22 protein-coding genes and 1 tRNA gene are annotated in these 25393 nt (G+C 69.1%); 21 read left to right on the plus strand and 2 right to left on the minus strand.

Going from position 1 to position 25393, the window contains the following annotated elements:
* Window positions 1-2: 2 nt before the first annotated feature.
* Complete coding sequence (locus BLQ75_RS21015; protein ID WP_092604398.1) at window positions 3-1553, minus strand: hypothetical protein; 1551 nt, start codon at window positions 1551-1553, stop codon at window positions 3-5.
* Window positions 1554-1656: 103 nt separating this feature from the next.
* On the opposite strand from BLQ75_RS21015, the gene BLQ75_RS21020 reads away from it, so the two are divergent.
* The 6 genes from BLQ75_RS21020 (at window position 1657) to BLQ75_RS24325 (ending at window position 7306) form a co-directional block, all read left to right on the plus strand.
* Window positions 1657-1733 (plus strand) — tRNA-Thr (locus tag BLQ75_RS21020).
* A 234-nt stretch (window positions 1734-1967) separates the two neighbouring features.
* Window positions 1968-2363, plus strand: a complete 396-nt coding sequence (locus BLQ75_RS21025) for a DUF3224 domain-containing protein (protein WP_092604399.1) — start codon at window positions 1968-1970, stop codon at window positions 2361-2363.
* Between the two features lie 456 nt (window positions 2364-2819).
* Window positions 2820-3236, plus strand: coding sequence for a PPOX class F420-dependent oxidoreductase (locus BLQ75_RS21030; protein ID WP_092604400.1), 417 nt, complete (start codon window positions 2820-2822; stop codon window positions 3234-3236).
* Between the two features lie 64 nt (window positions 3237-3300).
* Entirely contained in the window at window positions 3301-3981 is a 681-nt protein-coding gene (locus BLQ75_RS21035) for a VOC family protein (protein WP_092604401.1), read from the plus strand.
* A gap of 900 nt (window positions 3982-4881) precedes the next feature.
* On the plus strand, window positions 4882-5715 hold the full coding sequence (locus BLQ75_RS21040) for a DUF4231 domain-containing protein (RefSeq protein WP_244515822.1): 834 nt from the start codon (window positions 4882-4884) through the stop codon (window positions 5713-5715).
* Between the two features lie 1156 nt (window positions 5716-6871).
* Complete coding sequence (locus BLQ75_RS24325) at window positions 6872-7306, plus strand: DOMON domain-containing protein (RefSeq protein WP_244515823.1); 435 nt, start codon at window positions 6872-6874, stop codon at window positions 7304-7306.
* An 88-nt stretch (window positions 7307-7394) separates the two neighbouring features.
* Here BLQ75_RS24325 and BLQ75_RS21050 read toward each other — a convergent pair whose 3' ends face one another.
* Window positions 7395-7883, minus strand: coding sequence for an inorganic diphosphatase (locus tag BLQ75_RS21050; RefSeq protein WP_092604402.1), 489 nt, complete (start codon window positions 7881-7883; stop codon window positions 7395-7397).
* Window positions 7884-8345: 462 nt separating this feature from the next.
* On the opposite strand from BLQ75_RS21050, the gene dacB reads away from it, so the two are divergent.
* The 15 genes from dacB (at window position 8346) to panD (ending at window position 25372) form a co-directional block, all read left to right on the plus strand.
* Complete coding sequence (gene dacB, locus BLQ75_RS21055) at window positions 8346-10604, plus strand: D-alanyl-D-alanine carboxypeptidase/D-alanyl-D-alanine endopeptidase (protein ID WP_092604403.1); 2259 nt, start codon at window positions 8346-8348, stop codon at window positions 10602-10604.
* A gap of 110 nt (window positions 10605-10714) precedes the next feature.
* Window positions 10715-11893: a zinc-dependent metalloprotease gene (locus BLQ75_RS21060; RefSeq protein ID WP_244515825.1), complete on the plus strand. Its 1179-nt coding sequence runs from the start codon at window positions 10715-10717 to the stop codon at window positions 11891-11893.
* 124 nt (window positions 11894-12017) lie between these two features.
* Complete coding sequence (gene tilS / locus BLQ75_RS21065; RefSeq protein ID WP_092604404.1) at window positions 12018-13019, plus strand: tRNA lysidine(34) synthetase TilS; 1002 nt, start codon at window positions 12018-12020, stop codon at window positions 13017-13019.
* A 32-nt stretch (window positions 13020-13051) separates the two neighbouring features.
* Window positions 13052-13609, plus strand: coding sequence for a hypoxanthine phosphoribosyltransferase (gene hpt, locus BLQ75_RS21070; protein ID WP_092604436.1), 558 nt, complete (start codon window positions 13052-13054; stop codon window positions 13607-13609).
* Window positions 13610-13941: 332 nt separating this feature from the next.
* On the plus strand, window positions 13942-16500 hold the full coding sequence (gene ftsH / locus BLQ75_RS21075) for an ATP-dependent zinc metalloprotease FtsH (RefSeq protein WP_092604405.1): 2559 nt from the start codon (window positions 13942-13944) through the stop codon (window positions 16498-16500).
* A gap of 87 nt (window positions 16501-16587) precedes the next feature.
* Window positions 16588-17211 carry a GTP cyclohydrolase I FolE gene (gene folE / locus BLQ75_RS21080; RefSeq protein ID WP_092604437.1) on the plus strand — a complete coding sequence of 208 codons (624 nt, stop codon included), beginning with the start codon at window positions 16588-16590 and terminating at the stop codon, window positions 17209-17211.
* 38 nt (window positions 17212-17249) lie between these two features.
* Entirely contained in the window at window positions 17250-18059 is an 810-nt protein-coding gene (folP, locus tag BLQ75_RS21085; RefSeq protein ID WP_092604406.1) for a dihydropteroate synthase, read from the plus strand.
* Window positions 18052-18444: a dihydroneopterin aldolase gene (gene folB, locus BLQ75_RS21090; RefSeq protein WP_092604407.1), complete on the plus strand. Its 393-nt coding sequence runs from the start codon at window positions 18052-18054 to the stop codon at window positions 18442-18444. Before folP ends, folB begins: the two co-directional genes overlap by 8 nt.
* Entirely contained in the window at window positions 18441-18938 is a 498-nt protein-coding gene (gene folK, locus BLQ75_RS21095) for a 2-amino-4-hydroxy-6-hydroxymethyldihydropteridine diphosphokinase (RefSeq protein ID WP_092604408.1), read from the plus strand. The genes folB and folK overlap by 4 nt, the downstream gene beginning before the upstream one ends.
* A gap of 173 nt (window positions 18939-19111) precedes the next feature.
* On the plus strand, window positions 19112-19573 hold the full coding sequence (locus BLQ75_RS21100; RefSeq protein ID WP_092604409.1) for a DUF3180 domain-containing protein: 462 nt from the start codon (window positions 19112-19114) through the stop codon (window positions 19571-19573).
* A gap of 295 nt (window positions 19574-19868) precedes the next feature.
* The gene (locus BLQ75_RS21105) at window positions 19869-21488 is read left to right on the plus strand and encodes a DUF6779 domain-containing protein (protein ID WP_092604410.1); all 1620 of its coding nucleotides are present in this window, start codon (window positions 19869-19871) and stop codon (window positions 21486-21488) included.
* Between the two features lie 68 nt (window positions 21489-21556).
* Entirely contained in the window at window positions 21557-22780 is a 1224-nt protein-coding gene (locus tag BLQ75_RS21110; RefSeq protein WP_092604411.1) for a PrsW family intramembrane metalloprotease, read from the plus strand.
* Window positions 22781-23022: 242 nt separating this feature from the next.
* On the plus strand, window positions 23023-23976 hold the full coding sequence (locus BLQ75_RS21115) for a Rossmann-like and DUF2520 domain-containing protein (RefSeq protein ID WP_244515826.1): 954 nt from the start codon (window positions 23023-23025) through the stop codon (window positions 23974-23976).
* Window positions 23976-24908, plus strand: a complete 933-nt coding sequence (panC, locus tag BLQ75_RS21120) for a pantoate--beta-alanine ligase (protein WP_092604413.1) — start codon at window positions 23976-23978, stop codon at window positions 24906-24908. Before BLQ75_RS21115 ends, panC begins: the two co-directional genes overlap by 1 nt.
* Window positions 24909-24940: 32 nt before the next feature.
* Entirely contained in the window at window positions 24941-25372 is a 432-nt protein-coding gene (gene panD / locus BLQ75_RS21125) for an aspartate 1-decarboxylase (RefSeq protein WP_092604414.1), read from the plus strand.
* Window positions 25373-25393: the final 21 nt, after the last annotated feature.

The raw sequence follows: 25393 nt of genomic DNA on the forward strand, positions 1-25393 counted from the left end.
TCTCACCTCCGGCGGCGCGGTAGTGCCGCCACCAGGACCGCACCCAGCAGCAGCAGGGCCGTTCCGGTCCAGAACAGCGGCACCGCGTGGTAGGCCCCGGAGGTCTTGGCCAGCGGCGGGGACTCACCTCCTGGCGCGGGCGGGTTGCTCGTCGTCGGCTGCGCCGAGGTCGAGCAGTCGACGCCGCCCTCGGGCGCGTTCGCCCTGGCGAACTGCTCGCCGAACGAGACCTGTGCCAGGGCGCTGGAGAATCCGAGTAGGTCGTTCGGCAGGATCTTCAGGTCCAGCAGTCGGGCCCCGGCCCGTACGGCCGTGCCCTCCTTGTGCTCGGTGAGTTCGCCGAGGCTGAGCCGCAGCACGCCGATGTCGAGCACGTTGGGTTCGTCCGAGTGCCCCACCAGCGGGACGTCGGAGTCGAGTCCCGAGGCGGGCAGCGGGACGCCGATCGGGAGTTCGAACTCGGGGTTGGCGGCGTCCAGGGTGAACAGCTCCTCGCCGCCGCGGCTGACGCGCAGCACCGGCGCGCTGTAGTCCACCGTGGATGTTTTCGGATCGCCGGTAGCCGTGGCGGTCAGCGTGGGTTGGCTGATGACGTCGATGCGCAGTTCCTGCGAGGTTCCGGCGAACAGCCGGATGCTGGCCACGTCGAACCGCGAGGTGGCGCGAACCGCCTTGTTCGACTGCCCCGCCACGTCCACCAGTCGCACGTTGGAGCGGGCGTGCATGAGCTCGGGGACCCGTAGTACCGAGCCGGACGCGCCGGAGCCGTCACCCCCGCCGAGCAATCCGCCGAGCCGTTCGAGCGGCCCCGCCAGCTGGTTCAGCCCTTCGCGCACCGAATCGGTCCGGTCGGCGGCGAGCTCACTCGCTCCGCTGGAGACCTTCTCGGCGAGTTCGTCCTCCCTGCTCTTCAGGGAGGGAAGTACGTTCAGCGCCGAGATACTGGCCAGCGAGGTCTCGGCGTCGGCGATCGGCTCCACACAGGGGCCGAGCTTCTCGTCCCACCTGGCGTGCACACTGCCTTTCAGCAGGCCGAGGTCGAGCAGCGCGTCCAGCGGTGAGGAGGGCGGCTCGAGCCCGCGGGATCTCGGATCGGCGTGATCGGGCACCGCGGTCTGCGCCAGCGAACCGGGCAGCGCTGGCGCGTCGCCTCCCACCGCGAACCCGAACGGAGCCGACTCGGCGATCGCGTGTTCCTGGGCCAGGTATGCCTTCGAGTTCGCCTTGGCGGTCGCCAGGCCCATCCCGGTTTCCAGCAGTGCCTGCCTGGGCAGCTTCTCGTCGAACTCGGGAGCGTCCAGGATCGACTCCCCCGGTACCGCGTTCGGCAGTACCCGCAGCAGCCCGATTCCGGTGCCCGCCTCGGCCACCACCGGTCCGGGCACCGGCTTCTCCGGTTCGCTCCTGCCGGGGGGTTGTCCCGGGAGTTCGGGAGTGGGGGTCGGGGTGCTCGGCGGGGTGCTCTGCGCGGTCGCGGCGGGAAGGCTCAGACACGCGACGGCCAGCGAGACGACGGAACAGATCGCGATCCGGTGGACAGGGGGTATGCGCATCCAACACCTTCCGGTATTCCCGTGATCAGTCTCACTTCTCATGCCAACGAACCGGGGGGCTGCAAGTGACGTTCACGTACCCGCTACACTCGTACGCGGTTTCGCCGCCTTAGCTCAGTCGGTCAGAGCGACGCACTCGTAATGCGTAGGTCAGGGGTTCGACTCCCCTAGGCGGCTCCACCGGTGACCGGCCGTTTTCCGCGATGCGGGAAGCGGCCGGTTCTCGTTGGTCTCAGTTCTGGTCTCAGTTGCCCCTTCCGAGGTGCCCTCACCGCTCCCGACTCGTTCGGGCGGCCCGCCGATCCGCTCGGGTGTGGCGGTACAGCCCAGCGGCGCGGCGGACCGAGAAGCCGGCACCGGCTCGCGGGCTCCGCGTCCGCGTGGGATGTCGGGGCTGCCCGATAACTTCCGCCCATGACCGATCAACATCAGAGCCGCGCCGTCGAGGTCCCGTTCGAGGTCCTGGAGTGGGACGAGTCCGTCTACGAGGAGCCGGCGGAGGGGCCCAGGCTGTCCCGGGTATCGATCCGCAAGCGCTACCGGGGCGCGCTCGACGGGACGGGCACCGGCGCAGTGCTTACCGCGGGAGGAACCACCGGTGGTGGCTACGTGGTCTCCGAGCGATTCGAGGGCGCGCTCGACGGTCACCACGGCACCTTCGTGTTGCAGCACGGCGGGCTCGCGGACGGGAGTGAGCAGCGCACCTACGGCACCATAGTCCCCACCTCCGGAACCGGGGAGCTCACCGGTATGGCGAGCCGTTCCGTCGAGTTCGAACACGGACTGCTCAGACTGGAGTACGTGCTCTGAGCGGGCTCTTCCGCGCGGTTCGGGACTCGTCGTGATGCCGGCAGGCAGCGACGCGGCGACACAGCGCCCCCACGCCGCTCGCCCCCGTGATCCGGAGGTGGATGAGCACACCGCCGCGAGCTCGGTTCTCCCGGGCGTCGTCACGGCTGTCCAGACGGTGTGAAACCGGCGTCTTACGTACGGGGGACGTGTGGGCCGCACCCGTCTCGGGTGCGGTGGCCGGTGCGCTGTTCGCCGCTGCCGGCGAACAGGCGCCGCTCGTCCGCGAGCCCCGTGACAACCGGCGGGACGTCGGACACGTCGAGCCGCTGTTCGAATGGTCGTCCTGTATCGCCACAAGCCCTCCGCGGTAGGTGTCCTCGGCGTTCGGTCCAGCCGTGCCCCCGGAATCGTGGTATTGACTTCGAGCGCGCTCGAAGATCTAGGTTCACCACGTCACCGAACGGGAGTGAGTGGATGAGCTTCGTCGAGGTCGAACGCGAGTACCTGCGGGGGCAGCTGCTGGGCAGGCTCGCCACGGTGGGAGATGACGGCACGCCGCAGGTCAGACCGCTCGGTTTCCGGCTCAACGAGGACGGGACCATCGATCTGGGTGGCCCCAGGGTCGCTTCCACCAAGCGGTACCGGAACGTGTTGAGCAGACCCCGCGTCGGTTTCGTGGTGGACGACATCACCCCCGACGAGCCGGGCGGTGTCAGGCCGGGGATGGGGCGTGGTGTGGAGATCCGAGGGGTAGCGCGGACGCTGCGGGTGGCCGATCCGCCGGGCGAGCCACCGTTGGCGGGTCCGGACATCATTCGCCTCTACCCCGAACGGATCATCAGCTGGCACATCGATCCGGAGAATCCCGGTGGTTACGCCAGGAACGTGTGAGCGGCGATCAGCGCGGTATCCGCACGGTCGGCACCGCGGTCCACGAGTTACCGGGGGAGACGACATGCGGATCTCGGCGGTCGAGCACCACGTGAGTGATCTGGCGGCGGCGGTGGCCTTCTACCGCGACCTCTTGGGGCTGTCGGTCTCGTACGACGGCGGTTCCGCCCGCGTCACACTCGGGTCGAGCGAGTTGTGGCTGACCGAGGGGCCGGAGACGGCGGTGGCGCACCACCTGGCCTTCGACGTGCCCATCGAGAACTTCGACGCCGCGGTCGCGTGGTTGGCGGAACGTGTTCCGCTGTTGCGTTCCGCCAGTACGGGGGAACACGAGATCGAGGGGCCGCCCGGCTGGAACGCACGTTCGGTCTACTTCACCGGGCCCGACCGCGAGGTGTTGGAGTTGATCGCCCGGAGGCGGGTGCGGCACCGCCCGGCGCTCGGGAGCTTCGGGCCCGAACACATCGCCTCCATCAGCGAGGTCGGCATCGCGGTGGACGACGTACCCGCGACCGCTGCCGAGCTGGGGCGTCGTTTCGGAATCACCTCCTTCGGGCCGAGTTCTGAACGGTTCGACCCGGTGGGTGACGAAACGGGGCTGCTGATCCTGGTTCGGTCCGGACGGGCGTTGGCGCCGGACTGGACGCGGCACAGCGGGCCGCTGCCGTTGGCTGTGTGGTTGGACGGCACCGGTGTCTCCGGCTCGCTTCGACTGGGGGAGAACCGCACGGTGACGAGTCGGTGAGGCGATGCTCGGTTCGAGTCCCCTTCCGGTCGTTTCCCGGCCGGGGCCGGGGCGCGCAGTATCGCCTCATACTCTCGTGCGGCTCCGTGGTACGGCCGAGGTGAGAGATATGAGAGCATTCCGGTTCACGATCCGTCGCGAAAAGTGAAATTTTTTCTTTATCGGTGCGTCCTCGGTGTTCGACGCCGGGGCCGCCACCCGGAATGAACGAAGAGTTCCGAGATATCTCCACCTTCATCGCTGTCGAAATGTTCGTCCGGATGGTCTAGGGGCGGTGCTTCGAGGGCGCTTGGTGGTGTTTCCGCTGTACAGGTAGTATGGCGCCTTTCGGTGTGGCATCGGGAGGTTTCGCTCTCCGAGGAGCAAGAACGGTGGTGGAATTGTCGCTGCCCTTTTCGGGTGTTTTTGTGGTTTTCTTGATTTCTGGATTCATGCGAACGGTGAATATGTCGCCTATTCGTGTGGCACGGCGATCGTTCGAAGTCGTTTTTCGGGAAAGGGTGTCGTCTTCGTTCCGAGGTGATCGTGGCGAGTCCGACCGTCCGGGTGGAGCGGGTCTGCGGGGCGCCGCGGGGGCGAGGAGCCCGTGCCGGTTCGGGGCTCGGCCGGTGGGTGCGGATTTTATGTCCACAGTGGACTTATAGTATGTTTTCCCCGTGTCTGTGCGAAGTTCGCCACGTACCGCTGGCTCCCTCTGTCCGTGACGCGCCTGATCGCGCCTCCGGCGCCTCGTGGATGATGTGACGGGTCGGTGACTGCCGGTGAACGGTGTTGACGCCGCCCTGCGGGGGGAACGAATGCGTTGCGTTATTCGACCAGTCTGGGCGTCACTCCGTCAGCCGATTGCAGTAACGCTGTTGAGCTATTTCGATCACAGTGACGCCGTGAAGGGATCGTGTGATGAGCAGTACCGAGGTCAGCACGGGGATTGTCGGGGGAGGTGTGCTCTCCGCCGAATCAGACCCCGATGACGTCGCCCGACGCATCGCGGACCTCTCCGAACAGGTGCACCGGGCGCTGCTGTTACGACGCCTGCTGACGGTTTGGGCGCTTCCCGTCAACGTGGCGCTGATCGCGTTGGTCGTGGGCTACTTCGCGATGAGGGGAGGCTCGGGGTGGCAGTTGGTGACACTCGTTTCGGTGATTCCGACGATCTCCGTAGTGGGGTCGGGCTTCCTGCTCTACCGGCAGTACTTCAAAGTACGCGATATGGCGATCGAACTGCGCGAACTGAACCAGGCCCGACGCGAGCAGTCGCTCGACGACGTCGGTTCCGGGGGGGACCTGTTGGCGGCGCACAAGCGCTACCGGGCTCAGCTGCCCGACGCGATCCGTGCTTACCGCAGGCAGGCCAGGCGGTACCGGCGCGCGCACAACGGCCTGCAGGTCGTGGTCATATCCGGTGCGATCGTGACGTCGGTTATCGCGGCGATCTCGGTCACCACGGCCGACGTTCGTTGGATCGCGGTCGGGATGAGTCTTCTGGTCGCGTTGACCGCCGCGTTGTCCGGCTACGCCAAGTACCGCGAACGTGGCCTCAACTTGCAGCGGACGGCGGACGCACTTGAACGCGAATATCATTCAGTTGAGCTGCGGGTGGGCAAGTACCGGCGGTTCGACAGCGAGCAGGCCGCCTACGCGGAGTTCGCCCACGAGGCGGAGGTGCTGTTGGACGAGCACGCCAAGCGTCAGCAGCAGGTCGGTCCGGCGATGTTGCCGGACGCGCTCGTGTAGCCACGGGTTCCGAGTCGCCCCGTGGCTCGGGGGCCGGTCCCGGCCGGGTGAGTCACGCGGGGAAGCCCGGGGGACTTCCTCGCGTAGCGACGCCGCTCGGCACCCGTGGCTGAATCCGACGCGTCGGCATCGGTTCCGTCGAGGCGTTCGGCGTCTTGGGCCCGCTCCGCGCGGCTGGTGGCCGCCCGGCCGCGGCGTCCCGTCGTCCCGCTGGATGGTCCTTCCCGCGTGGAGTCGCCCGGGCCTCGTGGAACGGGAATCCGGAGCGGAGGAACTACCGCTGTGAGTTACTGGCTCGATCGTGTTTATGGAGTTGAGGCTCGGGGGAGTTCGGCGATTTTTGACTACTCAAAGTAAGAGAAAGCGGTAGTCGGAATCGCTGAATCGTGTTGACGACGGTTTCCGTAGTCTTTCTTGGCGCGCAGGATCGCTGCCTGTGTGGCGAGGAGGGGTGAACTTGCGGTGCGAGAGGTTTCTGCAAGAGATGGACGCGCTCGAGCGCGGCTCGGTGATCGCGCACAAGGACCGTCCCGCCCGGTTCGGGTTCGGCCGAGAGCCGATCGGATCAGGCGTAACAGCCCCGGCGCCGTGAAGAGCCACCGGCAGCAACGCCGGTGGAAACAACAGGTGGATATCGAGACTTTCCGCGTGGTCAACGCGGTGGTGGACGACGCGGGCATGATCTACGCGGAAGATCTCCCCTGGCGATTCGTCGGCACAGCGGCGCCGGGGAGAATCACGAACCGGCGTCTCGCGGCCCAGGCGGAAGGCATCACCGCCGAGTCACTCAATACTGTGTCGGGTCGCGGAGGTTCTGCGGTACGGCTGGTCAACGCGGCCCGCACATCGCGAGTCATCCCCACCGGCGGCGCTCCCGGCCGTCGGAGCGGGGACCGGCTCCCCCGCACCGAGTGCGGGGGTGTGTGGCACGCCGACCATGCCGCTGCGGTCAACGTTCTGAAACCGGGCAACCGGCCCCGACATCGGCTCGCGGACACCGCGCGGGCGGGTGAGACAGGTCATTCAGAACCGCGACCCTCACCGGTGGAAACCGTTCCACCGGAACTCCAACACGTCGGCATTCCGCCGGTGCGTGGAGAACGAATCATCCAACCAACGATCGACCCTGATCAACGAATAGGAAGCGGCCAAGGCGATGAAACGTACTCTCACCACGGTGAGCGCTCTGGTGGCGGGCAGTGTGGGCGTCCTCGGCTTCGCGGGTACCGCGGCCGCCGCGGACGGTCCGGAACTACCCGCCGAGTTGCCGATGGACAACAACGTGGCGAAGGCCACGTACCACACCGCCGCGACACTGCACTCGGCTCAGCAAGTGGTCGGTGACGTCGTGCCTTCCAAGGGCAAGCTCACCGGGCGTGCCGCTGACACCCCCGACGGGGATCCGCTGTCGGAGGCCATCCAGGAGGGGCACGTCTCGGGTGAGCTGCTCAACGGCGAGCAACTGGACGGTTCCGCATCGGAGATGCTGGAAAGCGTCCCGGACAAGACGCAGCAGTCCTCCGACCCCTCCTCGGAGAGCTCGGTGAGCGGGCTTCCGGTCGGTGATGTCGTGAGCGGTCTGGTCCGCTGAACGGTTCCCGTGCCGAACCGACGACCACGCGAACAGGAAGGTCCCCGCCGAGCGACGGCGAGGACCTTCCTGTCGTGTCGTTCCGAGCTCAGTGGCCCTGCTCCTTGGCCCGTTCGTACGACTTCTTGATCTCCGCCTCGGCCTCGTCCCGGCCTACCCAAGTGGCGCCCTCGACGCTCTTGGCGGGTTCGAGATCCTTGTAGACCTCGAAGAAGTGCTGGATCTCCAGACGGTGGAACTCCGGCACGTGGTGGATGTCGCGCATGTGTTCCTGACGCGGGTCGTCGGCGGGTACGCAGATGATCTTGTCGTCGCCGCCCTTCTCGTCGCGCATCCGGAACATCCCGATCGCGCGAGCGCTGATCAGGCAACCGGGGAAGGTCGGCTCCTGGATGAGCACGAGCGCGTCCAGCGGATCCCCGTCCTCGCCGAGGGTCTCCTCGATGAACCCGTAGTCGGCCGGATACTGGGTAGCGGTGAACAGCGTCCGGTCGAGACGGATACGGCCCGTCTTGTGGTCCACTTCGTACTTGTTGCGCTCCCCTTTGGGGATCTCGATCGTGACGTCGAAGTCCACGCGTTCCTCATTCGTCCTAGTGATGTTTCGGACGGCGGTGCTGCCGTTCCCGGCCGTTGCTCGGGGAGTTCCCCGATCGCCCGCACTGCGGCGGACCGCCCGGCGTGGAGCCGGATCGGAGTGGATCGTGTCCGAACCGTTACCACCGCCGGTGGAGTGGTGAATACAGCCTAGGAACCTGTTCCGAAAACCGCTCGCGGGGTTGGATGATCCCAGGTCGGAGCCGGTGTGGGCCCCGTCGGGAGCACTCGGGGAACCGACTCCCCGACCGGCGCCCGGCCGGTCCGAAGCGTTCGGCGACGATCCCCGGCGGTTTTCCGGGCAGTGTTCCACGCCGTTACCGGTGTGGCCTTCTCCGCCACTCCCACGGACGCATCTAGTGTGGGACAAGTCAGCCGTTCCAGCCGCACACAGTGTGCGAGATCGCACCCGCGAGCCGGTGGAAGCCGCGAGGAGGAGCACTTGCCCGAGCCCCAGGAGCCACGGGAGACGGGCGGTCGTGACGACGCGGTGGAGGAGACGGAATCCACCGGTGACTCCCGGAGCTCCGACGCGGCGGAACCCGAACCGGCCCCGGAGGACTCGTTCGACTGGCCGACGGAGGACCCCGAGACGTCGCGCGCCGAGTCGTCCCCGGAGGCCGGGGGAGACCCCGACGTGGCGGAACCCGAATGGCCCGAGCACGACCCCGCCGCGGTCGAACGCACCCAGCGTTTCGACGCGATCGAGCCCGTGGCACCCACCGACGGGCCGCGGCCGTCCTCGGACGCCACGCCGAAGTCGGACGCGGCGGCCGATCCACCCACCATCCGCATGGCGCCGGTTTCCCAGGCCGCCCCCTCACAGGGGGAGGACGAGTGGCCGCGCGTCGACCCCGATCCCGCCGAACCCGCCGGGAGACCGCCGGAGCGGCGAACCGACCGGTTCACCACGCACGACCACCACCCGACAGGGGAGCACGACTCGGCCGAGCAGCGGGCACAGTCCGCCGGTGAGCAGTCGAGCGGGCAGGCGCGTCCCGCCTCGCCCGCCGACTTCGGCATGCCGGACACCTCGTCGGGCACGGCTCCGCCGTCCATCGTCAGGGGGGAGGGTCCAGCGGAATCCGGCCCTGACGAGGCGGAGGCCCCCGGCCATGAGTCCGGTGTCGAATCCGGCGACGGGGACTCCCCACCGTCCGTCGGGGCGGGGACCGTGGAACACGCGGACGTTCCGGAGCACCCCGAAACCGCACCGTTCGACGCGGGGACCGCGGAAGTCGACGAACGCGCCGTTGCCCCGGCGAGCGAGGAGTCCGGTGGGGAAGGCGAGCCCGCGAGCGGCCGGAAGAAGCCCTTCCACGCGCTCGGAGGCAGAACCGCGCTGGTCACGGCGGTCGCGCTGGTCGCGGTGATCGCGCTCGCCGGGCTCGCGGTGTTCCGCGGCCCCGGCTGGTTCGGCGAGCTGCTGCGTACACGAGCCGATCCACCGGCTCCGGTCCGGTTGAGCCCCGACGTGCGGGGACTGCGGAGCTCGGCACCCGTGCCCACCGAGCAGGGGGTCGAGGCCGCGCTCTCGGAGATCTCCTCGGCCCCCGCTCTCGGGGGCTTCGGCGCCGTGGTCCGCGACGCCCGGTCCGGCCGGACCCTGTGGCAGCGGGATCCCACGCACCCGCTGGTCCCCGCGTCGACGAACAAGCTGCTCACCTCCTGCGCGGCGTTACTGGCCATGGACCACGGCTTCCGGTTCACCACGAAGGTCGTGCGCGGCAGTGAGCCGGGGAGCGTGGTCCTCGTCGGAGGTGGGGACCCCACGCTGTCCTCCCTGCCGCAGGGACAGGAGTCGGTCTATCCCGGTGCGGCCAGGCTGGACGAGCTGGTCGACGAGGTCAGGGAAGTCACTTCCGGCGAGATCGAGTCGGTCAAGGTCGACGTCGGGCGTTACAGCGGTCCCGGCCTGGAGCCCAGCTGGTCGCGAGGAGACGTTTCCAAGGGCTACGTCGCCCCGATCCAACCGGTGATGCTCGACGGGGGGCGTCAGGATCCCACCAGCAAGGTCAGCAGGCGCAGCGAAGAGCCGGCGCTGGACGCGGCCCGTGAACTCGCCTCGCGGCTGGGCGCCCCCACCGACTCGGTGAGTGAGACAACCGTCGGCTCGAACGCGGCCACGCTCGCCGAGGTCGAGTCGCCCCCGCTGCGGGACCTGGTGCGCAAGACGCTGCGGGATTCGGACAACGTGCTGGCGGAGGCGATCGCCCGGCAGGTCGCCCGCACCACCGGCCACGAGGCTTCGTTCACCGGGGCGGTACGCGCGGTCCGCGAGGTGCTGAGCCGCAACGGTTTCGACCTGACCGGGGTCGAGATCGTCGACGGCAGCGGGCTCTCGTTCTCGGACCACCTGCCCGCCAGGGTTCTGGGTGAGGTGATGCGAGTGGCCGCCGCTCCCGTCGAGCGGCCCGACGGGCGTTCCGCCAGACTCCGACCGCTGCTGACGTCATTGCCCGTCGCGGGCGGCAGCGGCGGTCTGGCCGGGCGCTACGAGGGCGACGCCGCCCCGGGGAGAGGATGGGTCCGGGCCAAGACCGGAACGCTGACGGGGACCAACGCGTTGGCGGGCATCGTCGTCACCCGGGACGGCCGGCTGCTGGTGTTCGCGTTCCTGTCCAACGGGATGCGGCCCGCGAAGGTGCGGCCGATGCTCGACGAGCTCGCGGCCCGGTTGCGCTCCTGCGGCTGCCGCTGAGTTCCCGGGCCGGGCGCTTCCGGCCGGTGCGCCGATCCCGCCTCGGGGCGGGGCCCGGTGGAGCGAGGCGGAGATTCGCCCAGCGGCGCCCGCCCGGGTACGGTCGGGATGTGACTGTTCGTGCGTCCGCGCTGTCCACCCCGTTTCGCCGGGATTCGGCGAGACACACCCGTCCGGTTCGGGACCGGCGGGACGGGTACGTCTCCGGCTCCGGGAGCGGCGGGGCCGTTGACTGGAACACCGCCGTCGCCACCGCGACCCGGTTGCTCGGTCCGGGCCCCGAGATCTCGCGCGCCGAGGCCGACAGCGCCGTGGCCTCGCTCCGGGAGTTCAGCGTCAGCGCGGAGACGCACGTCCGGGAGCTGACCGGCCTGGGGGCGGACCTGCCGGTCGTGTCGGGAGATGTGGTGGACCGACCGGGTTGGTTGCGGGGCGCGACACGCGGGCTGTCCGAGCTGACCGACACCGCGCTGGCCAACGCCGGTGGTGACGACCGGGAGGAAGTCAGCCCGGTGCTGGCCGCGGTCAACAGCCGTGGCGCGGGGATGCAGGCCGGGCTCGTGCTCGCCTACCTGGGCACCAAGGTGCTGGGGCAGTACGACCCGTTCACGCCCACCGACTCCGGGCAGCCGGGCAGGCTGTTGCTGGTGGCTCCCAACATAGTCGCCGCGCAACGCGCCCTCGGAGTCCCCCAGGACGACTTCCGGATGTGGGTCTGCCTGCACGAATCCACCCATCGGCTGCAGTTCAACGCTGTCCCCTGGCTGCGAGAGCACTTCTCCCGCAGCATCGGCGAACTGCTGACCGAGATGGACGGTTCCGGCGGTGAGCTGCTGGGCAGGCTTCCCTCGGCGGTTCGGGAGATCCGCGCCGCGAGGTCGGGGGAGACGGATACCAGCCCGGGGATGCTCGGGGTGGTCGAGCTGCTGCAGAGCCCCGCGCAGCGCGCGGCGCTGGACCGCATCCTGGCCATCTCCACCCTGTTGGAGGGGCACGCGGATCACGTCATGGACGCGGTGGGGCCCCGCGTGGTGCCCAGCGTGCACACCATCCGTGAGCGCTTCACCCAGCGCCGCGCCGGTGGTGGGCCGCTCGACCGGGTGCTGCGCAGTCTGCTGGGGGTGGACGCCAAGATCAAGCAGTACGCCAAGGGAGCCGAGTTCACCCGTGGCGTGGTGGAAGCCGTCGGTATGACCGGGTTCAACGCGGTCTGGGAGGGACCGGAGAACCTGCCCACCCGAGCCGAGCTGTCCGACCCGCTCGCCTGGTTGCGGCGCGTGCACGGCTGACCGGGAATCGCCTCGCGGGCTTTCGCGCCGTTCCGCCACCCCACCCGCGCCGTTTCCGTGCCGGACGAGTCGTGAACCCGGTCCTGCTGCGGACCGCCCGCCGTGCGACGGGACAATCGGGGGCGTGCCGCCAGCTCCCAGCGTCAGCGCCGTCCGCCTCGCCGTTCGACGTCTGCTCGATTCCGAGCAGGCCGCTCCCTACCGAGGGCTTCCCCTGGTGGTGGCCTGTTCCGGAGGGCCGGACTCGCTGGCTCTCGCCGCGGCGACCACCCACGTGGCACGGCACCGGGAGGTGCCGGTGCGCGGCGTGGTCGTCGACCACGGCTTGCAGGCCGGCTCGGATCGGGTCGCTTCCGAGGCCGCCGCGCAGCTGACCGAACTCGGTTGTTCCGAGGTGGAGGTCGCGCGGGTCCACCCGGACGGTGCGGGCGGTACCGAGGCGGCGGCCCGCCGCGCCCGTTACGAGGCCCTACGGGCGCGGCGTCCCCCCGGATCTCCGGTGTTGCTCGGCCACACCCTCGACGACCAGGCCGAAACGGTGCTGCTGGGGCTCGGGCGGGGTTCCGGCGCGCGCTCCCTGGCGGGGATGCGTCCGCTGGACGGGCCGTGGGCACGTCCTTTCCTGGAGATCACCCGCGGCACGACGGAACAGGCCTGTGCCGAGCTGGGACTGCGTCCGTGGCGTGATCCGCACAACGCCGATCCGGGGTTCACGAGGATACGCCTCCGAACCGAGGTGCTGCCCTTGTTGGAGGAGGTCCTGCAGGGCGGGGTGGCGAACGCCCTGTCCCGTACCGCTGTTCAGCTACGGGAGGACGCCGATGCGCTGGACGCCGTGGCAGCGGATCTCCGCGAGCGGGTGGCGGATTCCGGAGGGCTCGACGCGCGTAGCCTTGCGGCGCACCCTCCCGCGCTTCGCAGACGCGTGCTGCGGGACTGGCTCACGGATCAGGGGGTTCCGGAACTCAGCGATGCCCATCTGCGTGCGTCGGACGCCCTGGTGGGTGACTGGCGCGGGCAAGGTGGTCACGCTCTGCCGGGGAACTTTGAGCTGGTTCGTATCCGTGGGACCCTTCTGGTGGAATGCGGGGGTCGCGGAACCGACCAACGGTCGAGCGACGGGTGAACGACGACCCAATCGAGAGGGGAAGCCGGGCCGTGTACGACGGCGACATTGCCTCCGTGCTCATCACCGAGCAGCAGATCAATGACAAGGTCGGTGAGCTGGCCAAGCAGATCGACGAGGACTACGGGGACCTTTCGGGGGGCGATTTGGTGCTGGTCGGTGTCCTCAAGGGCGCCGTCATGGTGATGACCGATCTCGCCCGGGCACTGCCCCGACCGGCGCAGCTGGAGTTCATGGCGGTCAGCTCCTACGGCTCCTCGACCTCGTCCTCGGGCGTGGTCCGCATTCTCAAGGACCTCGACCGCGACATCGCGGGCAAGCACGTGCTCGTGGTGGAGGACATCATCGACTCCGGGCTCACCCTGTCCTGGTTGCTGCGGAACCTCGCGAGCAGGCAGCCCGTCTCGCTGGAGGTCTGCACATTGCTGCGCAAGCCCGACGCGGTGCAGGTGGAGGTGCCGGTGCGCTACGTCGGTTTCGACATCCCCAACGAGTTCGTCGTCGGCTACGGGCTGGACTTCGCCGAACGCTACCGCGACCTCCCCTACATCGGCAGCCTCGATCCGAAGGTTTACACCTCGGGGACGTGACTCGCTTTCCGGACGGTAGTCGTGGGGTACAACCGGAGGTGGGACGGTGATCCGTTCGTCACTCGCTGGAAGTGATGGCGATCACGGCGTACGGTCGGCTCCCGTCCGTGCGTTGTGTCACCGACCAAGGGGACCAATGGAACTAATCCGGTGCATGGGCCGTTGGAACGCCAGGGGCGGGTACCCTGGGTCACCGGCGAAACCGCTCGCGCAGTCCGACGCTGCCGCGAACGGTACGCTGGGCTGAACCGGGGGTGGACGTTGAATGGACGCCCGCCACCACCCGACGTGACAGTCAGGGAGGGTCGAGGCCGCTCGGCGGCCGCAAGTGAATGGACCGAAAGCGCCTGCTCCGCAACCCGCTGCTGTGGCTGTTGGCGGGGTTGCTGCTGATTTATGCCTTCAGCGTGCTCTTCGACGACACGCGTGGCTACACGGACGTGTCGACCTCGAAGGCACTGCAGCAGATCTCGCAGGGCAACGTAGCCGAAGCCACCATCGAGGACAAAGAACAGCGGCTGAGGCTGACCCTGAACGAAGGCGTCCAGGTTCAGGGCAGCGACCGGATCATCGCCAAGTATCCGAGCGGTGCCCGTGAGGACATCGTCAACCGGATCGAGCAGTCCGGTGTCTCGACCTGGAACACCGAGGTGTCCCAGAGCTCCATCTGGAGCCAGTTGCTCATCTATCTCATCCCGCTGGGCCTGCTGGTCCTGCTGGTCATGTGGATGATGAACAACGCCCAGGGTGGCGGCAGCAAGGTGCTGAACTTCGGCAAGTCCAAGGCGAAGCAGTTCACCAAGGACATGCCCAAGACCCTGTTCGGTGACGTCGCCGGTGCCGACGAGGCGGTCGAGGAGCTGCACGAGATCAAGGACTTCCTGCAGCACCCGACCCGTTACCAGGCGCTCGGTGCGAAGATACCGAAGGGCGTGCTGCTCTACGGACCTCCCGGTACCGGTAAGACCCTGCTCGCACGCGCCGTCGCCGGTGAGGCGGGCGTGCCCTTCTACTCGATCTCCGGGTCCGACTTCGTGGAGATGTTCGTCGGTGTCGGTGCCTCCCGTGTCCGTGACCTGTTCGAACAGGCCAAGCAGAACGCTCCCTGCATCGTCTTCGTCGACGAGATCGACGCCGTCGGCAGGCAGCGGGGCGCGGGTCTCGGTGGTGGTCACGACGAGCGGGAGCAGACGCTCAACCAGCTGCTCGTGGAGATGGACGGCTTCGACTCCAGGGGCGGGATCATCCTGATCGCGGCCACCAACCGTTCGGACATCCTGGATCCGGCGCTGTTGCGTCCCGGCCGGTTCGACCGGCAGATCCCGGTCGCCCCTCCGGACCTGCGCGGCAGGCGCGCGATCCTGAACGTGCACACCCAGGGCAAGCCGCTGGCCCAGGACGCCGATCTGGACGGGCTGGCCAAGCGCACCGTCGGTTTCTCCGGTGCCGACCTGGAGAACGTGGTCAACGAGGCGGCCCTGCTGACCGCGCGGGAGAACGCGCAGCTGATCACCGGTGCGGCCCTGGAGGAGTCCGTGGACCGCGTGATCGGTGGGCCACGCCGGAAGAGCAAGATCATCTCAGAGCGGGACAAGAAGATCACCGCTTATCACGAGGGCGGTCACGCGCTGGCGGCCTGGGCCATGCCGGACCTGGAACCGGTCTACAAGCTCACGATCCTGCCGAGAGGCAAGACCGGTGGCCACGCGCTCGTCGTCCCCGAGGACGACAAGGACATGATGACCAGGTCGGAGATGATCGGCCGTCTGGTTTTCGCACTCGGCGGGCGCTCCTCCGAGGAGCTCGTCTTCCACGAGCCCACCACCGGTGCTTCCAGCGACATCGAACAGGCCACCAAGATCGCCCGTGCCATGGTCACCGAGTACGGCATGACGGCCAGACTCGGCGCGGTGAAGTACGGCAAGGAGGAGGGAGACCCCTTCCTTGGCCGTTCGGCCGGGCAGCAGCCGAACTACTCGCTGGAGGTCGCCCACGAGATCGACGAGGAGGTGCGCAAGCTCATCGAGGCGGCGCACACCGAGGCGTGGGAGATCCTCAACACCTACCGGGACGTGCTCGACAACCTCGTGCTCGAGGTGATCGAGAAGGAGACGCTCAACCGCAGCGACCTGGAACGCATCTTCGCCGATGTCGAGAAGCGGCCGCGCATCACCGCGTTCAACGACTTCGGTGGGCGTACTCCTTCGGACAAACCTCCGATCAAGACCCCCGGTGAGCTGGCCATGGAACGTGGCGAACCCTGGCCGCCGCCGGTCAGCGAACAGCCGAGCCCCACGCCGATCGGTGCGGTCTCCGGCTCCAACGGGTACGGTCCGCAACAGCCGGCTGGGCAGTACGGTCCCGACAACCAGTCGGGCCAGCCCTACGGGTACCCGCCGCAGCCCGCTCCGGGGCAGCAGCCTCCGGTCGGTCAGCAACCCGGTGCCGTGCAGATGCCCTACCCGCCGCAGGGTGGCCAGCCGCCGCAGGGCTACTCCCCCCAGGGGTACCCACCGCAGGGGCACGTCCCGCAGGGAGTGCCGCCCAACTACGGTGCTCCTCCCGGCTGGACACCCGCGACCTCGCCCACCGGGCAGGGTGGCTACCAGCCGCAGCCTCCGCAGCAGTACAACGGTGCTCCACCGCGGGAGCAGGGCGGCCCTGCGCAACCACCTCCATCGGGTGAGAACCCCGGTGCCACCGGTGAGCGGGGTGAGCAGGAGCGGGACCAGAACGGCAACCGGTACCAGGCGGGTTCCGACTCCCCGGAGACGTGGAGTTCCGGGGCGGGACACCCCGAGGCCGGCAGCGAGCAGAATTCGGAACGGAATTCCGAGGATGACTCGAATTCCGGCAACGAGAACGGGACCGGTCCGTACAGCGGCCGGTGACCGTCGACTCCGGTGGAACGAGGCACCCGGCTCGCGGAGCCGGGTGCCTCACCGCTGTGGAGGGGAAGACACGTGACACGTGAAGGCGTGCCGATTGGGCCGGACGCGGAATTCGGTTCCGATCCCGCCGAACTGGTCGACGAGCACTTCGACAGGGCCAGGGCCGAAGCAGCCATCCGGGAGCTGCTGCTGGCGGCGGGGGAGGATCCCGAACGCGACGGGCTGCGCGAGACTCCCGCACGAGTCGCCCGCGCCTACGAGGAGTTGTTCACCGGCCTCTACACAGATCCGGACCAGGTGCTGGACCGGACGTTCGACGAGGCGCACGAGGAGCTCGTGCTGGTCCGTGACATTCCGGTGTACTCGCAGTGCGAGCACCACCTGCTCCCGTTCCACGGGATGGCCCACATCGGCTACATCCCGAACGAGCAGGGCAGGGTCACGGGATTGTCCAAGCTCGCGCGGCTGGTCGATCTCTACGCCAAGCGTCCGCAGGTCCAGGAACGACTTACCTCGCAGATCGCCGACGCGCTCACCCGCAAGTTGGAACCCCGCGGGGTGATCGTCGTGGTCGACGCCGAACATCTCTGCATGGGGATGCGCGGTATCCGCAAGGCGGGGTCGACCACCACCACCTCGGCGGTGCGCGGCATATTCCGTTCCTCCTCGTCCTCCCGGGCCGAGGCGTTGTCACTGATTCGGGGGAAGTGATGCCCGTTCACCTACCGAGAACCTCGCGCTGTCAGGTGATGGGAATCCTGAACGTGACCCCGGACTCCTTCTCCGACGGCGGCCAGTACCTGGACCACGCGGTCGCCGTCGAGCACGGCCTGCGGCTGCGAGGGCAGGGGGCCGACATCGTCGATGTGGGCGGCGAGTCCACCAGGCCCGGCGCGGAGCGGGTGGACGCCGCCACCGAGGCGGAGCGCGTGCTGCCCGTCGTCCGGGAGCTCGCCGGAGCCGGGGTTCCGGTGAGTGTGGACACCACTCGGGCTGAGGTGGCCGCCTCCGCCGCGCGGGCCGGCGCGGTGATGATCAACGACGTTTCCGGTGGGCTGGCCGACCCCGAGATGGTCGGGGCCGTCGCGGACGTCGGGGTGCCCTGGATACTCATGCACTGGCGCGGACACAGCAGGGACATGAACTCGCTCGCCGTTTACGAGGACGTGGTCGGTGAGGTCCGGGCGGAGCTGTCCGAACGGGTGGAAGCCGCGCTGGCCGGCGGGGTTTCGGAGGACTCGCTCGTGCTCGATCCGGGGCTGGGCTTCGCCAAGCGGGCCGAGCACGACTGGCTGCTGCTGCGGGAACTCGACACCTTCCTGGGGATGGGACTTCCGGTGCTCGTCGGGGCCTCCAGGAAGCGGTTCCTCGGCAGTTTGCTGTCCGATTCGGACGGAACGCCTCGTCCCGCTCCCGGACGCGACGTGGCGACGGCCGCCGTTTCCACGCTGGCAGCCGACCGGGGCGCCTGGGGGGTCCGAGTCCACGATGTCACTGGTTCGGTGGATGCGGTGAGGGTCGCCGCTTCGTGGCGGAACGGAGGTGAGGTCCGTGGCTGACCGTGTGGGACTGACCGGGCTGCGGGTCTTCGGCTATCACGGCGTCTTCGAGCGGGAGAAGCGGGAAGGCCAGGAGTTCGTCGTCGACATCACGGTGTGGGTGGACCTCGGTGAGGCAGCCGCTTCCGACGAGGTGGAGCACACCCTGCACTACGGGGTGCTCGCCGAACGCGCGGCGGCGGTGGTCGCCGGTCCGGCGCGCGACCTGATCGAGACCGTCGCCGCGGAGATCGCCGACGACATCATGAGTGACGGCAGACCGCACGCGGCCGAGGTCACGATCCACAAACCCGCCGCCCCCATACCGCTGACCTTCGACGACGTGTCCGTGACCATCCGCCGTTCCAGTCGGGGTGGTAGGGGCGGGAAGGCCACTCCGGCATGAGCGGGGCGGTGTTGTCCCTCGGCTCGAACCTCGGTGACCGGCTGGGTTACCTCCGGTTGGCGGTGCGGGGGCTGAGCGACGTGCTGCTCGCCGTCTCCCCGGTGTACGAGACGGCGCCGTGGGGAGTCACCGACCAGCCCGACTTCCTCAACGCCGTGGTGCTGGTCGAGTCGGCCGAGCTCGACGAGTGGGGCTGGCTGCACCGGGCGCGCCACCTGGAGCGGGAGGCCGAACGCCGCAGGGAGCAACGCTGGGGACCTCGTACCCTGGACGTGGATGTGGTCACCGTGGACGAGGTGCGCAGTCGGCATCCCGAACTGCTGTTGCCGCATCCCGGCACCCCGTCCCGGGCGACGGTGCTGATCCCGTGGTTGGCCCTCGACCCGGATGCCACGCTGCCGGGCCACGGCCCGGTCTCGGAACTGCTGGCCGCGTTGCCGGAGACGGAAACCGCCGGAGTTCGGCGGCGGCCCGATCTGGCGTTGCGCGGTTAGGACCTCGTCGATCCGGTTTCAGCGAGGACCTGGTTGACGGAAACCTTACGCCGGGCCTCTTCCCGGAGGGGGCGACATATCGAGTGGACGGTCACGCCACGCCGGGGCTTCCTGTCGGCGGGAGCCGGGGTTGCTCGGATGTGTGTGGGGCTCGCGGTACGGACGGAGAACGGATGAGCTACACCAGTGCCCGCGATCTGTTCGGGGCGGCGTTGCTCGCCGCCGTGCTGGTTTACGGCCTCGTGCGATTGTCCTACGGATCCCTGCCGCCACTTCCGGTCGCGGCGGGGGGAATCCTGCTGGTAGTGGCCATCGTGGACGCCGTGCTGGCTGTCGTGCTGCGTCCCAGGGCCAAGCATCGCAGTGGCAGCGAACCACTCGATCCGCTGATGGCGACCCGGATCGTGGCGCTGGCGAAGGCCTCGTCGCTGGCGGGAGCGCTCATGGGCGGTGCGTGGGCCTCGCTGCTGTTGTACCTGCTCGCCGAACTGCGGGTGTTCGGGTCGGACACCATCGCTTCGGTGGTCGGAGTGCTCAGCGCCGCCGCGTTGACCGGCGCCGGACTTTGGCTGGAATGGGCCATGCGCAATCCGGACGAGCCACAGGAGAACGACGACGATGAGGCTGAACGGTAACCTCGGTAGTTTTGCCGGGGTGGTCCTGTGGCGGAGAACCCGCGGCGGCGCCGACTGCGTGAGTGTTGGGAGTTCGGCTGTGCCGTCCTCCGCCCGGCGATTTCGCGAGAAATCGACGCCGCCAGGGGGCGAGTGGTGTTTCTCGGTGGTTGGGCACGTTCGGTGCGTAGTTCGTAGCGCGAAACGGTGGCTTCGGGTTTTATGAGCAATGCGTGCGGTTTCGTTGTGTGATCGCTCCGGTTTCGGAGCGTCCCACCGGATCTCGAAGTTATAAACTCCGGGTACGGTTGGCCGCATGGCTGACCCGATCGATTCCGAGTCTCGATCGCGAAGAGATCGAGCGACGCTGCTGTGGCTCGGCACGTCGGGTCTCGCCCTGGCCGCCACGGTCGTGCTGATCGTCGGTGACGACGTCCGGATGCTGCGGCTGGGAATCCTCGCCGCGTTGTGGTCCGCGCTGTTGTCGAGTCTGTGGGCGACCCGGCTGCGCGGTCGGGAGCTGGAGCAGCACGAGTTGTTGGCGGAGCGGCAGCGCTGTTACGAGCTGGAACTCGAACGCGAGATAGCGGCCCGGGAAGAGTACGAGACCATCGCCGACAACGAGGCGCTTCGGAGGGTTCGGGAGGAGACGGAGACCGAGGTGGCCGAGCTGCGTGCGGAGCTGCACGAGCTGCGCCGGTCGCTGAACCACCCGAACCCCGCCGGAACTCCCTCACCGGCGGTGCCGTCCGAGGACCCGCGCCGCGAACCCGGAGCCGAGCCCGCCGGTGGTCTCGCCGAGCGGCAGTCCGGTGGCGGGCGGCCTGTCGGTTCGGCGACCGAGAGCTCCGAAACGCCTGGGCCCGCTCCGCCCGTGCCCGCCGCGCCCCAGGCTGCCGGTGTGCCCGCCCCGGCCGCGCCTTCCCGGGGAGAGTCCGTTACGCCTCCGGCGTCTCCCGGCGGCAGTGCCTCACCGCGGCGCCCTCCCGGTCGGCCCGGTGCCCGTCCCAGGAACAGGGAGGGGGCCGCTCCGGGGGCGGAATCGGTTCGTTCCCCGTCCGAGATGGATGGGGCTCTCCCGGAGGAGTCCGGTGGTGAACCCGGTGCGCCTCCTCCCGGATTCTCCGGAGCGGCGGGATCCGAAAAGCACGGCGCCGCCGTGCCCCACGCACCGGCGGCGCCGGGAGCGTTGGCTCGGGGAGCCGGTTCACCGGGCAACGCATCCCAGAGCGGTGCCGCGAGCGGAGCCACGCCGCCGGGCGCTGCCAGTGGCGCGGTGGCGCGGCCCGCGCCCACAGGTGCGCCGAATCCGGTTCCCGCACCGGAAGCGGCAGGCGCGCAGCCGTCGCCCGCGGAATCCTTTCCGTCGACCCCCGGCGCGCGGCCATCACCCGCCGTGCCCGCTTCCCCGGAAACCGCCTCACCGGCACGAAGAACCGGCCCCGCTCCTCCGCCGGGGTGGCCACGGGGCCGTGTGCCGGGGATCGCCTCCGGCGGAGCCGAGTCATCCGGCCCCCCGGCGCGGGAGGCCGCCGCGGGCGGCGCGCCGGGGGGAGGAGGCCCTCCGGCCACGCCGCCGAACGCCACACCGCCGAACGACGACGGGACTGTGGGATCTCCGCAGCGGTCCCCCTCGGCGGCCGTGGTCCCCGGCCGGGGAGGGCGGCCACCTGGTCGGACGACCGGGGTTGGGGGCACGGTCGCTCGTTCCGCTGATGAATCGACACGATCGAGTGAGGCATCACAGTCCGCCCAGGAAGTGCCGCCCCCTCCCCAGCAGCCGCCCCCCGCCGAACCGGAAGGAACGCAACCCCCCGAACAGTCGCCTTCGGCGAACGCTTCCGGTGCGCACACGCAGGGAACGTCGGTTAACGACCTCCTGGCCGCCTACGGCAACTCCGGTGAGACGCGCAGACGCCGCCGCCGCGACGAGTGAGACCCCGCCGCCCCTCCCCTCTCGGTTGGTGGTGTCGGCATCCGGGGACGGGCTTTATCGTTTCTGGCGTGTCCAATCCTGATCTGTCGGGCGCCCGAAGGAACCAGACCTACAAGCACAACGTCGTGGGCTGGCCGATCGCCGGTCTGATCCTGCTCGGTATGTGTGGTTTGACGATGCTCGGCATCGCGACCGCCCGCGTGGGGTACCTGGCGGCCGTCGTCGGGGCGCTGGTCGCCCTGCTGCCCGTCGGCCTGGTGTTCGCCGCGATCGTGTGGATCGATCGATGGGAGCCCGAACCACCGATGCTCCTGCTCGGTGCGTTCCTGTGGGGAGTCGGTGGTGCCACCGCCTGTGCCTTCCTGCTCAACGACGCCATGACCGGATTCGGACAGGCCCTGTTCGAAGGCACCCTGCGACAGCACTTCGAACTGGTGATCACGGCCCCGCTGATCGAGGAAGCGGCGAAGTCCCTCTTCGTGGTCGCCCTGTGGTTCCGGCGCCGGTCGGAGTTCAACGGCATGGTCGACGGCATCGTCTACGCGGCGTTGACCGCTGCCGGGTTCGCGTTCATCGAGAACATCTTCTACTTCGGAAAGGCGTTCGCGCAGGCGGGTGTGGGGGACATGACCGGAGGTGTGGTCGCCGTGTTCGTGCTGCGCGGCGTGTTGGCGCCGTTCTCCCACCCGCTGTTCACGGCGATGGTCGGTATCGGGATCGGTCTCGCGACCCGTGCTCGCGGACCGCGGACGCGTGGCCTGTGGCCGGTGCTGGGCTTTTTGGGGGCGGTGCTGCTGCACGCGTTCTGGAACGCCTCCACCACGCTGGGCGGGGTCCGCTTCATCGACATCTACTTCGTGATCATGGTTCCCATCTTCCTGGGAACCGGTTGGCTGGTGGTCTGGCAGCGCAAGCGCGAGCAGCGCATCGTCGCCCAGCAGCTGCCCGCGCTGCAGCGCGCCGGGTTGATCGTGCCCAGCGAGTTGGAGAAGCTGGCCAGCCTGTCCGCACGTCGTGACTGGAAACGCAGGGTGCGTCGCGGCTCGGGGAAGGAGGCGGCCAGGTCCGTACGCGACTACCAGATCGCGGTCACCGAGCTGGCCTTCCTGCAGTACCGGGCGAGCACCGGCAACACCACCAGCTCGGCTCGCAGGCAGCGCCGCGAGAAACTGGTCGAGGAGCTGAAGTCTGCTCGCCGGTCCGCCAGCGGGTCCCAGGACGCGATCTACACCGAGCGCCTCAAGTTGGACGAGCTCACCAGCATGAACGTGAAACGCCCCGACAAGGAGTGATCGGTTCGGAAGCGTCCTGGGCGGGAGGCTTCGGCGGGCGGGGCCACGACGACCGGCACGGTGATGGAACGCCGGGCGGAAGTTCCCTCGACCGTGGCGCGTGCCACCACAGCCCACCCTTCCACGCGTGCGGTCGCGTGGCTCTCACCACCATCGGCACCCAGCGGGGGTGTTTTCCGGTTAGTCTCGCGGCGCTGTCCGGTACCCGGTACGGGACTGGAACGGTAGGAGGATTGGTCGACGTGTCCACTGATCGACACGGTGTCCGTTCGGGAACGGAGCCGGATTTCCCGCGAACCGCGGCCGACGAGCGGTCGCGCCCTCGGCTCAGGGTCGGGGTGATCTCCGCGGGGCGGGTCGGCAGCGTGCTGGGGGCCGCGTTGCGCAGGTCCGGCCACGAGCTCGGCGCGGTGGCCGCCGTCTCGGACGCGGCATTGAACCGGGTCGCTGAACTGCTGCCCGGCGCGCCGGTGCGACCGCCGGACGAGGTCGCCGAGCAGGCGGATCTGGTGCTGCTCGCCGTGCCGGACGACGCGCTCGACGGGTTGGTGCGCGGGCTGGTGCGAGCAGGCTCGTTGCGTTCCGGTCAGATCGTGGTGCACACCTCCGGCGCGCACGGTGTCGAGGTGCTCGAACCGGCGGCTTCCGTGGGGGTGATGCCCGTCGCGCTGCACCCCGCCATGACCTTCACCGGTAGGCCGGAGGATCTGGAGCGGCTGACCGCTGCCACTGTCGCCGTGACGGCACGGCAGGACGACGAGGCCGGTTTCAGCGTCGGTGCTGCCCTGGCCGTCGAGCTCGGAGCGGAGCCGGTGCGGATCGCGGAGGAGTCCAGGAGGCTCTACCACGCGGCGCTGACCCACGGTGCCAACCACCTGGTCACACTGATCAACGAGAGCGCGCAGCTGCTGCGCGCGGCCGGTGTCGAAGCACCGGACCGGGTGCTCGCCCCGATGTTGTCCGCCGCGTTGGACAACTCGCTGCGGTACGGCGATCGGGCCATAACCGGTCCCGTCTCGCGCGGGGACGCGGGCACGGTTCGGGGCCACCTCGAGGTGCTGGGGGAGTCCGAACCGGAGGTGCTGGCCGGCTACGTGCAGCTGGCGAAACGTACCGCGGCCCGGGCCGAGAGCTCGGGAGTGCTGCGCTCCGATGACGCGGTTGGTGTCCACGAAGTACTCGACGGGGGTTGGTGATGAGCGTGACGGACGAGCGGGGCGGCTCGGAGAGCGTCGGGGCGGGACCCGGCTTCACCGCTGGTGAGGTGACGGTGCACCGTCTCCCGACCGAGCTGTCGAAGGTGACGCGCACGCTGCGGCGCACCGGGCGCAAGGTCGTGCTGGTCCCGACGATGGGGGCGCTGCACGAGGGGCACCTGGAGTTGATCCGCGCCGCCCGTCGTGTTCCGAACAGCGTGACCGTGGTATCGATCTTCGTCAACCCGCTCCAGTTCGGCCCCGGGGAGGACTTCGACAGCTACCCCCGCACCTTCGAGGAGGATTTGCGGGCCTGCGAACGGGAGGGAGCCGAGCTCGTCTTCGCCCCCAACCAGCGCGATCTCTACGGTGACGATCCGCGGATAACGATCGACGCGGGCGAGCCCGGACGTGAGCTGGAGGGAGCCAGTAGGCCGGGCCACTTCAGCGGCGTGCTCACCGTCGTGGCCAAGCTGTTCAACATCGTGGGGCCCGACCTGGCCCTGTTCGGCGAGAAGGACTACCAGCAGCTGGTGCTGCTGCGTCGGATGGTCCGCGAACTGGACTTCCCCACCGAGGTGCAGGGCATCCCCATCGTGCGGGAGCACGACGGGCTCGCGCTGTCCTCCCGCAACCGTTATCTGGACGAGCGTCAGCGCGCTGCCGCGCTGACGCTGTCGGCCGCGCTCGCCGCCGGGACGCACGCCGGTTCCCGCGGGGCCGAGGCCGTACTGGCGGCGGCGCGCGAGGTGCTGGACTCGGAACCGATGGTCGAACTCGACTACCTGCGGCTGTGCGACCCGGAGCTGGGACCCGCACCGGAGGAGGGGGAGGCACGACTGCTGGTCGCCGCGACGGTCGGCGGCACCAGACTGCTGGACAACGCGCTGGTGGAACTCGGACCGGCCTCCCGTGCGGAACCGGCCCGGTAGTTCGACCCGACAGCTCGGGAAAAGGAGCAGGCATGTTCCGGACCATGCTCAAATCCAAGATCCACCGTGCCACGGTCACCCAGGCGGATCTGCACTACGTGGGCTCGGTGACCATAGACGCCGCCCTGATGGAGGCGGCCGACCTGCTGGACGGCGAGCAGGTCACGATCGTGGACGTGACCAACGGCGCGCGGTTGGAGACCTACGCGATCACCGGTGAGCGTGATTCCGGAGTCCTCGGCATCAACGGGGCCGCCGCCCACCTGGTGCATCCCGGTGACGTGGTCATTCTGATCGCCTACGGCGTCATGGACGACGCCGAGGCCAGGGGCTTCCGCCCCAGGGTGCTCTTCGTCGACGGGGACAACCGCGTGCTCGACAGCGGTGGCGACCCCGGACATGCCCCCGAGGGATCCGGACTGGCCACCTCCGCGGTGGGGCCAACGAGTGGTTCCCACCGGTGAGGGAGTCGGGGCCTCTCCGGA

Origin of the sequence: Actinopolyspora xinjiangensis (genome assembly GCF_900104475.1) — a bacterium.
Taxonomy (GTDB): Bacteria; Actinomycetota; Actinomycetes; order Mycobacteriales; family Pseudonocardiaceae; genus Actinopolyspora; species Actinopolyspora xinjiangensis.